Raw genomic sequence first — 15,096 nt, 5'->3', positions numbered from 1 at the left:
CTGGCTGGAGCTACCTGCCGGCGAGGGATCCGCCGATGCCGCCCACGCTGAAGTACTTGTTCAGGGCGGCGAAGACGATGATCGGCGGGAGCATCATGATCACGGCCAAGGCCATGACTCCGGACCAGTCGGTGAGGTTTTGCTGGAAGAAGGACTGGACGCCCATGGGGAGGGTGAAGATCTCGTTGGAGCGCAGGAACACGATGGCTACCAGGTAATCGTTCCAGGCCAGCAGGAACGCGAAGATAGCGGTGGAGAGGACGCCGGGCAGGGAGTTCCGGAGGACCACCTTGGTGAAGGACCCGAACACGGAGCAGCCATCAATCCAGGAAGCTTCCTCAAGGCTGATGGGGATGGAGTCGAAGTAGGCGGCCATCATCCAAGTGGCAACCGTCATGGTGGAACCGACGTAGATGATGGTCAGGCCCATCAGGTTGTCCACAAGTCCCATGGCGGCGAAGAGGATGAACAGCGGCACCACGGAAGTGATGATGGGCAGGGACTGCATGACGAAGAGCAGCAGCGAGTAGCCGGAGACTGCTTTGGAACGGCCGCGGGAGAGGACGTACCCGGCAGGTGCCGCAACGGCTACGGAGACCACAACGGTGGACAACGTGGTGATGAGGCTGTTCTGCAGCCAGACGCCGGCGAGGGTTTTGCTGAAGACGCCGGTGATGTTCTCCAAGGTCAGGCCGGTCGTGGTGCTGTTCGGTGCCGGGGTCAGGGCCAGGATGACGGTGACCATGATGGGGATCAGGACGATCGCCGTGATGGCCAGGATCAGGGCGAAGCGCCACCAGCGACCACGCATGCCGGCGTCGGAGAGGACGCGGCGGGCCTTGCCGGTGTTGGCGACGCCGAGTGCGGGCCCGGACTCGGGGTGGGCGTGAAGTACTGCGCTCATTATTCGACGCTCGACTTTCGGATCTGGCGGTACAGGATGACCGAGACGATTACCAAGGTGATGGTCATGAGGAAGGCGATGGCTACGCCGGGACCTGTTGCGAAGTCCTGGAAGACGGTGCGGTAGGCGAGGACCACCAGGGAGGTGGTGGCATCAACGGGTCCGCCGCCGGTAAGCAGGTAGATGGTGGGGAAGTCGTTGACGCAGAAGATCGTCATGAGGATCCACGAGATATACGTGGAGCGGGCGATCAGCGGCAAGGTAATTTGCGTGAACTGCTGGAAGCGGGAGGCGCCGTCCATGTTGGCCGCCTCGTAGACCGTGGAGTCAACGGACGCCAGGGCAGCTGAGGTCATCATCATCATGAAGGGGAAGCTGACCCAGACCTTGAAGATCATGACAGTCACCGCTGCCAGGGTGGGGTCTGCCAGGAACAGCGGGGTGCCCAGTCCGAGGTTTCGGAAGATGGACGGGATAAGGCTGTCCGGGGTAGCTACCAGCCAGTTCCAAGCCGTGGAGGACACTACGATCGGGACCACCCACGGGAGGAGCAGGAGGACCTTGAAGGTGCCGCCGGCGGGGATCTTGGTGCGGAGCAGCAAAGCCAGGCCAAGGCCCACGGCCCAGGATCCGAACACGCCAACAATCGTGAACAGCAGCGTGAACTGTGCGGCCTTCCAGAACGCCGGTGAGGCAAGGACCTGCTGGAAGTTTTCGATGCCCACGAAGTCGCCGGTTTGGATCAGGTTTCCGTCGTGGGTGGCCTGGACGCCGGCCTGGAAGAGCGGGTAGCCGTGGATGAGGACGAGCAGGATGACCGAGGGCAGCAGCAGCCAGAAAAATGTCCTGGATGTCTGGGCCGACAGTTTGCTCTTGCGGTTTCGGGCCCCGCCCCCGGACCCGCCGGGGGCAAGCCCCTTGCGGGCCCGGGCAAGGCCGGACGGTGCTGTTGTAGAGGACATGGTGCCGGCGCCTACTTCTTCAGGACGGACTTGAGGCCGGTCTCGAAAGCCTGCAGTGCGGACTTGGCGTCAGTCTTGCCCGTCAGCACGGTCTGGGTGAACTGGTTCAAGGCCTGGCCGCCGTCGAGGGCAGCAAGGTCAGCGCTGAGGGCGGTGCCCTGAGAAGCGAAGGTCTTGGCGATCGGCACGTATTCGTTGACCACTTTGACGTTGTTGGCGTCGGAGGTGAACTCGGGAAGCTCGGTGATGGACTTGAAGACCGGAAGGGCGTTCATGAGCTTCTGCTGCCAGAGGTTCTTGAGCTGGCCCAGGTAGTAGACCAGGAATTCCTCGGAGGCGTCCTGCGAGGGAGTGTTGGTGTACATCATGATGTTGTTCGGGAAGACCAAGGCTGTCTTGTCGCCGTGGGGTCCGGCAATGGGGCTGGCCACCACGATGTCGCCGGAGGTATCGCCGACGCGCTCGGGAACACCCAAGACGTACGGGCCGAAGGCTGCCTTGCCGTCCTTCCACTGGGCGTTCAGGTTGTCCGTGGTGTAGCTGACGGCAGCGGGATCGATGATGCCGTTGGAAACCAGCTCGAGCATGTACTCGATGGCCTCCACGTTGCGGTCGTTCATGACATCCAGCTGGCCATCCTTGGTGAAGACGCCGCCACCGTTGTTGATCATCATGAGGATCATGGAGTGATTGCCGATGTTGTTGCCGGCGCCGGAACCCGTGGCGAAGCCGAACGCACCGATGGTCTTCAGCTTCTTGCCGGCCTCGAGAAGGGAGGCCCAGTCCTTGGGGACTTCCACGCCGGCCTTCTCGAACAAGGACTTGCGGTACCAGAGCGGACGCATGTCCAGCTGCCACGGAACAGCAACATAGCCCTTGTCGGTCTTGAACGGCTCCAGTACGCCGGGCAGGAAGTCGTCGAACTGTCCGTTGGACTTCAGCTTTTCAATGACCTTGTCCGCGTACGCGATCTGGCCTTGCTGCTCAAACTGGAACGCCTGGAAACCGCCACCGGTGGACACTGCGGGGCCGGTCTTGGACGCGATGGCCGAGGAGAAGGTCTGGTAGAAGTTGTTCCACTGGATGATCTGGTAAGTGGCCTTGCTGTTGGCTCCGGAGAAGCCTTCAGCGATCTTCTTCGCGGCGTCGTTGTAGGCCGGTGTTGCCCACGGCATGTCCCAGAACTTGAGCGTTCCGCCAGCGCCACCCCCGCCCTGGCTGGCTGAGCCGCCACCGCAAGCGGCGAGCAGCGGCACTGAGGCAGCGGCAGCTGTCAGGCCGAGGAAACCGCGGCGGGAGAAGGAACGGTTGGCTGCGGACTGAACATTCATGATGATTCCTTTCGGGACCGGAAACGCTGACTCTGCGTTGGTGTACCGGTCCAGCTCAACTTTGAGTGGGGTAATGCGTACTGAATGGCTGGGTAATGCTGTGGAACGGTGGGACAAAAACGGTGGGACTCAGTTCAGGGCTGTGATGGCTGCCGTCAGCGCCGCGAAGCGATGCAGGTCGGCGGGGAGGGTGCCGGCGTCGAGGTGTTCCTTGAGCCGGCGCCACGTGGCGCGGTGGGCGGATTCGTAGATCGTTGGGAGAATCAGTTCCCCCTGTGGCCCGGTGACTTTGACCGTTGCAGGCCAGGCAGCCACCGGTTCGGGCAGCGTCACGGTGACCCCGCCGTCGTCGGTCAACAGGGTGACGTTCACGCCCGCCGGCCGCGCGCTCGAAATGGCACCCTGCAGGGCTGCCGGTGCATCGTTGGCCAGTACCGCCGTCGCCGTGTAACCGTGCGGTCCGCGGGCCAGGATGCGGAGGTTCGCAAGCGGTCCGGCAACGCGTACGACGGCGGCAAGATGGTCTGCGAGCAACTCGGCTGAGTCGGTTCCCACCCCAGCTGTGGCCACGCTGTCCAGGACGGCGGCGCGGCCGGCCATGGAGCGGACTGCGTCCTCTGCGCCAGGAACAGCAGGGCTTGAAGCCCAGCGCTGGTCCAGGACCACTACAGTGCGGGCTTTCCCGGCCGCTGACTGGAGCCGGTCGGTGTTTTCCGGCGCCGGGTTCACCACCACGATGCCGCGGGCACCGCCGTCGATCGCTTGCTGCGCTTGGGTGCTCCAGCCGGACTGGCCGTCGATCACCTGAATGTCGGCGGCGCCCTCGGTTGCGGGCCCGAAGGACTCCGGGAGGGACGCGACGGCCAAGGCTACGGCGCCGGCTTCCTGCGCGGCAGGTGTGGCGCGGACGGTGTACTGCTTGTGCCCAATCATGCGTGGGCTCCTTCGCGTGCGGGCTGGGTGGTCGGTTGGGTGTCGCCAGTCAGCTGGGCGTCGACGGCGGCCAGGGTTGCGTCGGCGATGTCCAGGGCGAAGGTGAGGTCGTCGATCAGGGTTTGCGCCGATGGCGGCTGCTTGGTTCCGGCCGCCAGGGCCGCAAGTTCGCGCCATTCGCCCTCGTAGCCGTTGTGTTCGAACGGGCCATGGATGGTGGTTTCGGGACCGGATTCGGTGGCGCGGCTGAAGGTGGCCACCGCGGATCCGGCCTGTACATAGGACGGGGTGAAGTCGATGCGGAGCGCCGCGTGGTCTGAAAGGGCTTCGAAGCTCCATTCCGGCTTCCACGTGTTGTTCATGGCTGCGCGAAGTTCGATGGTCCGCGTTGGCGTGCGCAGCGAGATGACGTAGCCGAAGGGCCGGACGATGCGTGCCTCCAGGACTTCGATGTCCTTGAAGTCCGGGGTGAAACGGCGGACCAGGGGGAGATCATGGATGGCCAGGCCCATGATGCCGCCCTTGAGCGACTGCTTGATGACCTCGGGATCGGAGTAGTCAGGCGTACCGCCTGCGGGCCGGGTGATGATCTCCGTGGCGAAGTCCTCGAACCGGGAGTTCGGGGGCAGGACGATCGAGGAGCGGATGGTGTGCGCGGTGTCCGGGAGGTTGTCCCAGTGTTCCTGTGCGGCGCTCCAGCCGGGATCGAACGTGTGCATGGCGCCTACGATGATCGGCACACCGGTTTCTTCGCTGACGGCCGAGATGCGCGCGGCTTCCTCGGCGTTCATGGCGAAGGGCTTCTCGCAAAGGACGGCTTTCTTGCCTGCCCGGCAGGCGGCGATGACTTGCTCAGCGTGGAACTGGTGCGGGCTGCAGATGGCGACGATGTCCACTGCAGGATCGCCGAGGAGGGCATCGATGCTGGTGCTGTGAGTTGCGCCAACCCGGGCTGCAACTGACTCTGCCACGGAGGCGTCAACATCCATGATGTGGCGGACGGTGAGGAGATCGCCGAGTCGTGCGAGGGACGGCAGGTGGATGGCTTGGGTGACGGGGCCTGCGCCGAGAATGCCTACCCCGAGTGTTCGGGCGGCGTCTGTGTGGCTGGACAAGTTCAGTTACCTCTTCGTAAGCAGAATCAAGAGCGGGAGATCGATGCTGGCGATACCGGGCATCGGTTGTCGTGATGTGTTGCTGATCACAACTTAGAAGGACTTTTGCCGAGCGTCAAGCAAAAGTTGAAAAACCATCGACAAACTTCCAGCAGATGACACGCATAACTCCGGCGTGCTATCACTAAAGGCATGACCACAGCCACCGGAAACGACGCCGGATCGACCTCCGTCCTGGAGGCCGGCAGTCTTTCCCGCGCTGGAGACCTCTTCCAACTCCTGCGCGACGGCCGGGCCAGGACCAGGGCCGAACTCGCAGTCACCACCGGGCTCGCCCGATCCACGGTCGCGTCCCGCATCGACGCCCTCATCAGCTCTGGCCTCGTTGGGCCCGCAGGCGAGGCCTCCTCCAGTGGCGGCAGGCCGCCGTCGCGCTTTGCCTTCAACCCCGCCGCGCGGGTGGTGCTGGCGGTCGACGTCGGAGCTACCCACGTGATTGTTGCCGTCACCGACCTCGGGGGCAGTATCCTGGCCGAGCGCCGGCTGAAGCAGGAAGTTGCCGACGGGCCGGAAACGGTCCTGGGTCGCGTAGTCTCCGCAGGCCGTGAGCTGCTTACCGAAGCCGGTCGTGAACTTGGCGACCTCGCCGGCATGGGCATCGGCCTGCCCGGTCCCGTCGAACACGACACGGGACGGCCCGTGAAGCCGCCGATCATGCCGGGCTGGGACGGATTCGACGTCGTCACTTACGTCCAGCGCTCTCTGCCTGTTCCCGTATTGGTGGACAACGACGTGAACATCATGGCCCTCGGTGAGCGGACCGCGTACTGGCCGGACCACGACAACTTTCTCTTCATCAAAGTCGCCACCGGCATCGGTGCTGGCATCATCAGCAGCGGTGAGCTGCAGCGGGGCGCCAATGGCACCGCCGGCGACCTCGGCCACGTCCGGGTCCCGCGCGGGGATGACGTCCTTTGCCGTTGCGGCAACTACGGGTGCCTCGAAGCGCTCGCCTCAGGGCCCGCCGTCGCGCGCCAACTGCAAACGCAAGGGCTTGAAGCGGCCAACGGAGCCGATGTGTTGCGCCTGGTGGGTGAGGGAAACCTGCAGGCCATCCAGGCGCTGCGACAGGCCGGGCGCGATGTCGGGGACGTCTTGGCGACCGTGGTCAACCTGCTGAACCCGTCCATGATCGTCATTGGCGGCAGCGTGGGAGAAGCCGGCGAACACTTGGTGGCCGGCATCCGCGAAGTGGTCTACCGGCGTTCCTTGCCGTTGGCTACCACGCATCTTCGTATTGGCATTTCGATGGCGGGAGACCGGTCCGCCATCCTCGGTGCCAGCCAGATGGTCACGCAGTATGTCCTCTCGCCCGCCGTGATCGAGGCCACGCTGCAAGCTACGGGCTGAGCCTTCATGGATGCCGGTGGGTGGGCAGGGGCGTGATAGCAATGAAACTGATGAAAACGCTTCCTGTCACCCTCCGGTCCACACCATGAGCCAGCTCCTCGCCAAAGTTCCCCGGGGCTGGCTGATCCTCGCGTGCATTGGCTTGATCGCCCTGAACATGCGTGGGCCTTTTGTCGCCGTGGCACCCGTGGTGGATCTGCTCCGGCAGGACCTCGGATTCTCGCCCGTCGAACTCGGGCTGCTGACAGGGATCCCGGTGCTCTGCTTCTCGCTTGCCTCGCCCCTGGCTTCACTGGCCGGACGCCGACTCGGCGCCGAATTCGCCGTCATGCTCACATTGCTCGGCGTGCTGGCGGGGGTGGTGATCCGCTCCAGCGGTGGCAGTGCGCTGGTGATGGCAGGCACGGTGGTCATCGGCGTGGCCATCACCATTGGCAACATCGCGGTGCCGCTGATCATTCGCCGCGACTTCGCTCCCCGGCGGCAAGCGACCGCCATGGGTGTTTACACGGCAGCGCTGAATATCGGCTCGTTCCTCACATCCGTTGCCACTGCTCCGTTGGCTGAGCTGGTGGGGTGGCGGCTTTCGCTGGCGGCAAGTGCGTTGCTGGCGTTGGCGGCGATTCTGTTTTGGGTACCCACAGTGGGTGCGCGGCGCGCTTTTGTGCCGGCTCCTGTTGCGGCTTCCGTTCCTTCAGGTTCGGGACACGTGGCGGGCGTGGGCTGGCTGACGGTGGGATTGACGCTGGGCTTCGCCGGCCAGGCGTTCTCCTACTACGGCGTCACCGCGTGGCTCCCGAGCTTCCTGTCCGACGAACTCTCCATGGGCACGGCCGAGGCCGGGGCCGGTTCCTCGCTGTTCCAGATTTTCGCGATTGTAGGCGGCCTGGGCGTGCCGCTCCTGGCCCGTTTCACCAGTACGACGACGGTGGCGGTCACCTTGAGCACGCTGTGGCTGACGGTTCCCGTTGGCTTGTTACTGGTGCCTTCGTGGTGGTGGATGTGGTCCTCCCTCGGCGGGGTTGCCCAGGGCGGCGGGATCACGGTGATCTTCATTGCGATCATTCAGTTCGCCCGTTCACAGGCTGCTGCCGGGAAGATGTCCGCCGTGGTCCAGGGGGTCGGATACTGCTTCGCCGCCTTGGCGCCCACTGTTGTTGGATACGTGCACAGTGTCTCCGAAGGCTGGACGGTCCCGCTGTTCGTGATCCTCGGCTCTGTGCTCGCGTTCTGTGTGTGCACCACGTTGTCCGTGCGCTGGGTGTCCCGGCAGGGAAGGTGAGCCACGCCGCGAGGTGAGTCTGTCCCGCGAGGTGAGTACCGCCGTCGTAAACCCAACTAGGTGACAGCAAACGCTCCACTGAGGGCTCAGTGGGACAGTTGCTGTCACCTACTTGGGTACGGAGAAGCCCCGCTGCTGGGCTGCCTCCCCGACCATCGGGGTCACTTGTTGCGAAGAGTGCAGGCAGCCCAGCGTCGGGGCTCGGTGTGTCGCTTGCTCAGGTCCTGGACCTAGGCGGCGACGAGTTCCTCTTCTGTGGCCTCTTCACGGGCCTCGGTGAGGAAGCGGGCGTAGGCGGGGATGGTCAGGAAGGTGGGGAATTCTTCTGCCAGGGTGACTTCTTCGAAGATGGCGCGGGCGTCAGCGAAGCGGTCTCCATCGAAGCGTTCCAGGCGGGCAAATTCCTCATCCAGCATGTCCTCCACCCATTCGCGGGTGATGATGTCGCCGTGGTCCGTGATGGCGTGGGAGTGGATCCACTGCCAGAGCTGGGAACGGGAGATCTCAGCGGTGGCGGCGTCTTCCATGAGGTTGTGGATTGCCACAGCCCCGTTGCCCCGCAGCCAGGACTCGATGTAGCGGATGCCTACCTCGATGTTCAGGCGAACCCCGGCTTCGGTGATGGTGCCCTCGGTGCTGGCGATGTCGATCAGCGCACGGTCATCGGGGGTGACGTCCTCGCGGCTGCGGTCCAGCTGGTTCGGCTTGTCTCCGAGCACTTCGTCAAAGACTTCGCGGCATACCGGCACCAGGTCCGGGTGGGCCACCCAGGAACCGTCGAAACCGTCGTTGGCTTCGCGGGTCTTGTCAGCACGGACTTTCTCGAACGACGCCGTGTTGGCGGCTTCGTCTTTCCGGTTCGGGACGGCTGCTGCCATGCCGCCGATAGCCATGGCCCCACGTCGGTGGCATGCCCGGACCAGTTGCTCGGTGTAGGCACGCATGAACGGCTGGGTCATGGTCACCTGGCCGCGGTCCGGGAGTACGAAACGGGGCCCGCGGGTGCGGAAGTTCTTGATCAGCGAGAAGATGTAGTCCCAGCGGCCGGCGTTCAGTCCGCTCGCGTGGTCGCGCAGTTCGTACAGGATCTCCTCCATCTCGAACGCTGCGGTGATGGTTTCGATGAGCACCGTGGCGCGGATGGTGCCCTGCGGGATGCCGAGCAGGTCCTGGGCCAGGATGAAGATGTCATTCCACAGGCGTGCTTCGAGGTGGTTCTCGATCTTGGGCAGGTAGAAGTACGGTCCCTTGCCCTGGGCGAGCAGCCGTCGGGCGTTGTGGAAGAAGTACAAACCGAAGTCCACGATGCCGCCGGCGATCGGCTTGCCGTCGATGAGCATGTGCTTTTCGGGCAGGTGCCACCCGCGCGGGCGGACCACGATGGTGGGCAGGTCCTCGGCGGCCTTGAGCTTGTATTCCTTGCCCTCCGGGGAGGTGAAATCGATCCGGCGTTCCAGGGCATCGGTCAGGTTCAGTTGGCCTTGGATGACGTTGCGCCACGTCGGCGTGGAGGAGTCTTCCATGTCCGCGAGCCAGACCTTCGCACCCGAGTTCAGGGCGTTGATGGTCATCTTCTTATCCACCGGGCCGGTGATCTCTACGCGTCGGTCCTCCAAACCCGGCGCCGGGGGAGCAACCCGCCAGGACGGGTCATTGCGGATGCCCTCGGTCTGCGGGAGGAAGCGAGGATCCTGGCCACTGGAGATCTGGTTGCGGCGGGCATGCCGTGCCTGCATCAGCTCCTGCCGACGATCAGCGACGGCCCGGTGCAGCTTGCCGACGAACTCAAGCGCATCCGGAGTAAGGACCTCGTTCTGCCGGCTAATGGGCTGGGCGGTCAAGGTGATGCCATTAATAGTGAAGTTGTCGGTGAAGCTGTTCATTTCAAGACTCCTAAGAAAAAGTTCGACGGCGGCTGGTTCCGTGCGGTGCGTACGAGGCCGGAGGTGCGGTGATGCGGCAGCCTGCGTAAAAGGGGCCCTGCGTCCCGGTCCGTCCTCGCTCAGCGAGGTCGAAACCGGGACGTGGGGAATAGCAGGCAGAGCATTACCGGTCCGCAGGCCGGAGGCGACAATCGCCGTCGGGGTGGTGGTTAGTGGAACTGGCCTTCTTCGGTGGATCCCACCAGGGCCAAGGTTGATGCGTTCGGGTTGAGCGCGGTTGCGATGTCGTCGAAGTAGCCGGTGCCGACTTCGCGCTGGTGCTTCGTGGCGGTGTAGCCGCGGGACTCGGAGGCGAATTCCTTTTCCTGGAGCTCGACGTAGGCGCTCATGCCTTCACGGGCGTAGCCGTGGGCGAGGTCGAACATCGAGTAGTTCAGGGCGTGGAAGCCGGCCAGGGTGATGAACTGGAACGTGAAGCCCATGGCACCGAGTTCGCGCTGGAACTTGGCGATCGTGGCGTCGTCCAGGTGCTTGCGCCAGTTGAAGGACGGGGAGCAGTTGTAGGAGAGCATCTGGTCCGGGAACTCGGCCTTGACCGACTCGGCGAACTTGCGGGCCAGCTCCAGGTCCGGGGTGCCCGTTTCCATCCAGATGAGGTCGGAGTACGGTGCGTAGGCCTTGGCGCGGGCAATGCAGGGTTCGATGCCGTTGCGGACCTTGTAGAAGCCCTCGGCGGTACGTTCACCGGTGATGAATTCCTGGTCGCGCTCATCGACGTCGGAGGTGATCAGGGTTGCTGCCTCGGCGTCGGTGCGGGCGATGACGACGGTCGGGGTACCGGCGACGTCGGCTGCCAAGCGGGCTGCGTTCAGGGTCCGGATGTGCTGCTGGGTGGGGATCAGGACCTTGCCGCCCAGGTGTCCGCACTTCTTCTCGGATGCGAGCTGGTCTTCCCAGTGCACGCCTGAGGCGCCGGCGGTGATCATGGATTTCATGAGCTCGTAGGCGTTGAGCGGGCCACCGAAGCCAGCCTCGGCGTCGGCGACGATCGGAACCAGCCAGTCCTCAACGGTCTTGACACCCTCGGCGTATTCGATCTGGTCTGCGCGGAGCAGGGCGTTGTTGATGCGGCGGACAACCTGCGGCACCGAGTTGGCCGGGTACAGGGACTGGTCCGGGTAGGTGTGGCCGGAGAGGTTGGCGTCGGCTGCAACCTGCCAGCCGGACAGGTAGATCGCTCGCAGGCCGGCCTTGACCTGCTGGACGGCCTGGTTGCCGGTCAGTGCGCCCAGGGCGTTGGTGTAGCCGCCGTTCGGGGCTTCCTCGGTGAGCTGCTTCCAGAGCTTCTCCGAACCGCGGCGGGCCAGGGTGTGCTCTTCAGAGACGCGACCGCGGAGGCGGACGACGTCGGAAGCTGAGTAATCACGGGTGACGCCCTCCCAGCGCGGGTTGGCGGACCATTCAAGTTCCAGCGCTGCTGCCTGCTGCTCGGCGGTCTGCTCTGCTGGTTCAAACGATGCGGTCATTGCATGTCTCCTAATATCCTGGCGGGGCTCCCGGGCTGGCCTCCGCAGCTTCCTTGCTGCTTCGGCCGGCTCACCGGGGTCTGTATTTCTTTTTCGTGAGAACTACTTTTCTGCACTTTCAAGGGCCTTTCTAGAGGAAAAGTATGGAAAGAAATGCAGTTCTTCGCGTATTCTCAAGAAATGTCGCCTTCAAGCTGGAATCGAGACGTCGCGTCGCCGTCGTCGTCCCCTGCAACCCCCGAACTGGACGTCATCAGCCTCGGCCGCCGCGTGCGCCACCTGCGCAAGCAAGCCGGCCTGACGCTCGATGACCTGAGTGCCGCCGTCGGAACCGCTCCGAGCCAGCTGAGCCTCATCGAAAACGGCAAGCGCGAGCCCAAGCTGGGGCTGCTTCAGCAGCTGGCCGCGTCCCTACATGTGAGCATCGACCAGCTCCTGGGAGCCGAGCCTCCGAGCCGCCGCGCCGCCCTGGAAATCGAGCTGGAACGGTACCAGCGCGGACCCCTGTACGAGTCGCTGAACCTGCCCAAAATCCGCATCAGCTCGCGGCTTCCGCTGGAGGTCCTGGAGTCGCAGGTGGGGCTGCTTCAGGAGCTCGAACGCAAACTTAATGAGCAAGCCGCGACGCCGGAAGAAGCCCGCCGCGCGAACGGCGAGTTGCGTGCCATGATGCGCGAGCGCGGTAACTATTTCCCCGAGTATGAGGCCGAGGCGCAGAAGGTCCTGAAAGGGGTCGGCTACACTACGGGTCCGCTGAGCCAACACGTCATTGCGGACATCGCCGAGAACCTCGGTTTTTCGCTTCACCATGTGGGTGACCTGCCGCATTCAACGCGTTCCGTGACGGATTTGAAGAACCGCAGAATTTACCTGACACAGAACCAGAGGCAGGACCACGACCCCCGCTCAGTGCTGCTGCAGGCGCTGGGGCACTACGTCCTTGGGCATGAAACTCCGCGGAACTACGGCGACTTCCTGGCACAGCGCGTGGCGACCAACTACTTCGCTGCGGCCTTGTTGCTGCCCGAGCACGCCACAGTGGAGTTCCTGCAAAAGGCCAAAGCTGCCAAGGAAATCGCGGTGGAGGACATCCGCGATGCCTTCGCCGTGTCGTACGAAACCGCCGCGCACCGCTTCACCAACCTGGCTACCAAGCACCTGGGCATCACCACGCACTTCCAGAAGACCCACCAGTCCGGCATCATCTACAAGGCCTACGAGAATGACGGCGTGACCTTCCCGCAGGACCACACCGGGGCGATCGAGGGGCAGCCGTCGTGCAAGGCATGGACATCGCGGGCCGTGTTCGACGTCCCCGACAAATTCAGTGCCTACAGCCAGTACACGGATACCCCTTCGGGCACGTACTGGTGCACCGCACGGACAGAGCGCTCGGCTTCAGGGGAGTTTTCGCTGAGCATCGGCGTCCCTTACCAGCACGTGAAATGGTTCAGGGGGCGCGAAACCACGGCCCGCGCCACGTCCAACTGCCCTGACCCGAATTGCTGCAAGCGCCCGCCGGCTGCGTTGGCGGATGAGTGGGCCGGGAATGCGTGGCCCTCTGCCCGGGCCCACTCGCACCTGCTCGCCGCCATGCCTCCCGGAGCGTTCCCGGGCGTCGACGAAACCGAGGTGTACTCCTTCCTGGCTGCCCACTCCGGGCGCTGAGCTTCACCCCGCGGCTCGAGTTCGCTGGAAGCGTGCGGGACCGCCGGAAGTGTCCTTGCGATTTCGGCGTTTTCCGGCGAACACGCGGCGGGGGGGCTAAGGGTTCAACGCGTTTGCCCAGTCCAGCGCTGTTTTCCGTCTGGTTTCCGCCGGGTCGATTAGCTTAATGCGTTCTGCCAGAACGATGGGGTCGATAAGTTTCGACTCAACAAGGGCGAGAACGAACGCATGGTCCTTGGTTCTGGCGGCAATCAACTTTGCGGCGCAAAGGTCGTAGGGGTCCAGGCAGAGGCCAGTGCTGTTCTTGGTGTTTTCGTTCCGGACGCTAACGAGACGGTATTCCCAGTCTTTGGGAAGCACGGCGGTCCGCCTTCCAACGCCTTGGACGTAGAAGCCGAATTCGGCGTGGAAGGGCGACCACTCGCCGATGGCGGCGTCGATGCTGTCCGCCAAGGTTCCCGCGTCGTCATCAGACAACGGTGCTATGTCCACTTCGTCCGACATGGTGGCCGCGAGTGGCAGTTGGTCCTCGGTGTAAGTGCCCAGTATCGACTGGCTACCAATGACAATGACACGATCGTTGTGGATGATCTCGGTAGCAGCCCGAATGGCGTGCTCGAGTTCCTCACGGCGCAAGAGCGGCTGCCTTCCTGATCGCAATTAAGCGCTCTTGTTCGGAGAGCGCTCCTGCGAAAGGGCTCATCTGCCTGAGCTCAGTGGCGAAAGCGCTGTCTTCGAGCATCGCTTCTTCAATCTCTTCAACCGTCTGGCCCAAGAGCTCATCCCATCGGTTAACCCACTCGTTGGCAACGCTGCTTCTGGGCCGCTCACGCATCCTTTCGACGCCGGCACGACCGATGCTCCGGATTCGTTCTTCATCGGCGTGGAGTTTCAGGCTCAGTTGGATGTGCAGTTCAAAAGGGATGCGCTCTTCCCTGCGGACCAATCGAGGGCGTCGCGAACGAGCGGAACTGATGGATGACTGGACCACAGCCGGGCTGCAATGGATCTTCTTAGCAATTTCCCGGATGGATAGTCCCAAAGAATGGAGAGACAGGATTGCTTCTTGGCGTCGGTGGGCAGCAACGAGTTGCTGTCGTCGCAAATCCTCACTGATCCTGCCCAGATCTTCGGCTTCCTGAACCAGCTCGTCCATGTTGATCCCCACATGTGTATGGTACCCCCATGCGCCAACGCTAGGGAACCAGGCGCGCTACGAGCACCGCCGCAGCGTTTACGACGTCGTCCGCCGCCTTTTTGCTGGCACTCAAGGCGACTTCGTGGCCGGCTACCGTGATCATGTCCGTGATCACGGCGACCGTGAGCCGCCCGAGGGTGTCGTCACTGGTCCCGAGAAGTACCGAGTTCTGCCGGACCCACTCGCGTCCGCGTTCACGCCGCAGAACCTCGAAGCCCGGGGGAGTGTCGCCCTCAATGAACACCCGTTCGAGCTCCCGGTGCTTCCAGGTGTAGTCGAAGTAGCTGCGGCTGCCTACGTTGAAGAGAGCCAGGGGATCGGACTCTCCTGCATTGCGGGCCTTGGCCACTGCGGCCGCCACCAAGCGTTCGTGTTCGTTTTGGTAGTCGTCCCAAAGGGCCAGGAAGAGCTCGGTTTTGCCGCCGAAATGGTGGTAAAGGCTGCCGACGCTGGACCCGGCGCGGGACACGATGTCCGAGATGCTGGCATCGGTGAAGCCATGATCCACGAAGACCCCAGCAGCCGCGTCGAGCAAGTTGCGCTGTGTGGCTGCGGTTCGTGTCCACTGCCAGGAGCCAGCGGTGGTTGCTGCCTCGGAGGTTTTGCGGACCATGCTTCGCACTCCTCTCACAACCGGGAAAAACGCGGCGTGTTCTCCGGTGTTTTTCTGGAATCGTACCTTCATGATTATCCACATAGCCAGTAGTGAACCTTGACTGGCCCCCAAACTACGGGAAATAATTCTGGAAAGTAGTTCTAGAAACATACATTGCGGCATGTATCCGAATGCTGCGATTTTTGACGTCCGACGCCCCGAAACCCGGGTGCCGTTTTCGCCGTCGGGCTGTAACTGGTTGAATCGCTATATAGCGCCAACTGGTCGC

General features: G+C 63.5%; 13 protein-coding genes. 3 read left to right on the top strand and 10 right to left on the bottom strand.

The features are described from left to right. Positions 1-10: 10 nt before the first annotated feature. From PJL15_RS02220 to PJL15_RS02200, 5 genes are all read right to left on the bottom strand, one after another. Entirely contained in the window at positions 11-904 is an 894-nt protein-coding gene (locus PJL15_RS02220) for a carbohydrate ABC transporter permease (protein ID WP_281449577.1), read from the bottom strand. After that, entirely contained in the window at positions 904-1,866 is a 963-nt protein-coding gene (locus PJL15_RS02215; RefSeq protein WP_281449576.1) for a carbohydrate ABC transporter permease, read from the bottom strand. Before PJL15_RS02215 ends, PJL15_RS02220 begins: the two co-directional genes overlap by 1 nt. A gap of 11 nt (positions 1,867-1,877) precedes the next feature. Continuing rightward, on the bottom strand, positions 1,878-3,197 hold the full coding sequence (locus PJL15_RS02210) for an ABC transporter substrate-binding protein (protein WP_281449575.1): 1,320 nt from the start codon (positions 3,195-3,197) through the stop codon (positions 1,878-1,880). Between the two features lie 129 nt (positions 3,198-3,326). Then, on the bottom strand, positions 3,327-4,130 hold the full coding sequence (locus PJL15_RS02205; protein ID WP_281449574.1) for a hypothetical protein: 804 nt from the start codon (positions 4,128-4,130) through the stop codon (positions 3,327-3,329). After that, positions 4,127-5,245, bottom strand: a complete 1,119-nt coding sequence (locus PJL15_RS02200; RefSeq protein WP_281449573.1) for a Gfo/Idh/MocA family protein — start codon at positions 5,243-5,245, stop codon at positions 4,127-4,129. The genes PJL15_RS02205 and PJL15_RS02200 overlap by 4 nt, the downstream gene beginning before the upstream one ends. A 192-nt stretch (positions 5,246-5,437) precedes the next feature. On the opposite strand from PJL15_RS02200, the gene PJL15_RS02195 reads away from it, so the two are divergent. Continuing rightward, entirely contained in the window at positions 5,438-6,655 is a 1,218-nt protein-coding gene (locus tag PJL15_RS02195; RefSeq protein ID WP_281449572.1) for an ROK family transcriptional regulator, read from the top strand. An 85-nt stretch (positions 6,656-6,740) separates the two neighbouring features. Beyond that, positions 6,741-7,937 (top strand): MFS transporter, encoded by a 1,197-nt coding sequence (locus PJL15_RS02190; protein ID WP_281449571.1) that lies wholly within the window; start codon positions 6,741-6,743, stop codon positions 7,935-7,937. Between the two features lie 230 nt (positions 7,938-8,167). On the opposite strand, the gene aceB is transcribed toward PJL15_RS02190, so the two are convergent. Together aceB and aceA are read right to left on the bottom strand one after the other, a co-directional pair. Continuing rightward, a complete protein-coding gene (aceB, locus tag PJL15_RS02185; protein WP_281449570.1) occupies positions 8,168-9,820 on the bottom strand; it encodes a malate synthase A in 1,653 nt (550 codons plus the stop codon). Between the two features lie 209 nt (positions 9,821-10,029). Next, positions 10,030-11,346, bottom strand: a complete 1,317-nt coding sequence (gene aceA, locus PJL15_RS02180; protein ID WP_281449569.1) for an isocitrate lyase — start codon at positions 11,344-11,346, stop codon at positions 10,030-10,032. A 153-nt stretch (positions 11,347-11,499) separates the two neighbouring features. Between aceA and PJL15_RS02175 the strand changes: the two genes are divergently transcribed. Beyond that, positions 11,500-13,014: an XRE family transcriptional regulator gene (locus PJL15_RS02175; protein ID WP_281449568.1), complete on the top strand. Its 1,515-nt coding sequence runs from the start codon at positions 11,500-11,502 to the stop codon at positions 13,012-13,014. Between the two features lie 96 nt (positions 13,015-13,110). Here PJL15_RS02175 and PJL15_RS02170 read toward each other — a convergent pair whose 3' ends face one another. Genes PJL15_RS02170 through PJL15_RS02160 form a run of 3 tightly spaced genes read right to left on the bottom strand, consistent with a single transcriptional unit; the run spans position 13,111 to position 14,825 of the window. Then, a complete protein-coding gene (locus tag PJL15_RS02170; protein ID WP_281449567.1) occupies positions 13,111-13,650 on the bottom strand; it encodes a DUF6036 family nucleotidyltransferase in 540 nt (179 codons plus the stop codon). Beyond that, positions 13,640-14,182 (bottom strand): hypothetical protein, encoded by a 543-nt coding sequence (locus PJL15_RS02165; protein WP_281449566.1) that lies wholly within the window; start codon positions 14,180-14,182, stop codon positions 13,640-13,642. Before PJL15_RS02165 ends, PJL15_RS02170 begins: the two co-directional genes overlap by 11 nt. Positions 14,183-14,210: 28 nt before the next feature. Then, entirely contained in the window at positions 14,211-14,825 is a 615-nt protein-coding gene (locus PJL15_RS02160) for a TetR/AcrR family transcriptional regulator (RefSeq protein WP_281449565.1), read from the bottom strand. Positions 14,826-15,096: the final 271 nt, after the last annotated feature.

The organism is Paenarthrobacter nitroguajacolicus (assembly GCF_029952445.1).
Lineage (GTDB): Bacteria > Actinomycetota > Actinomycetes > Actinomycetales > Micrococcaceae > Arthrobacter > Arthrobacter nitroguajacolicus_B.
The sequence above is the reverse complement of the archived record's forward strand: the minus strand, read 5'-3'. Positions and strand labels throughout refer to the sequence as shown.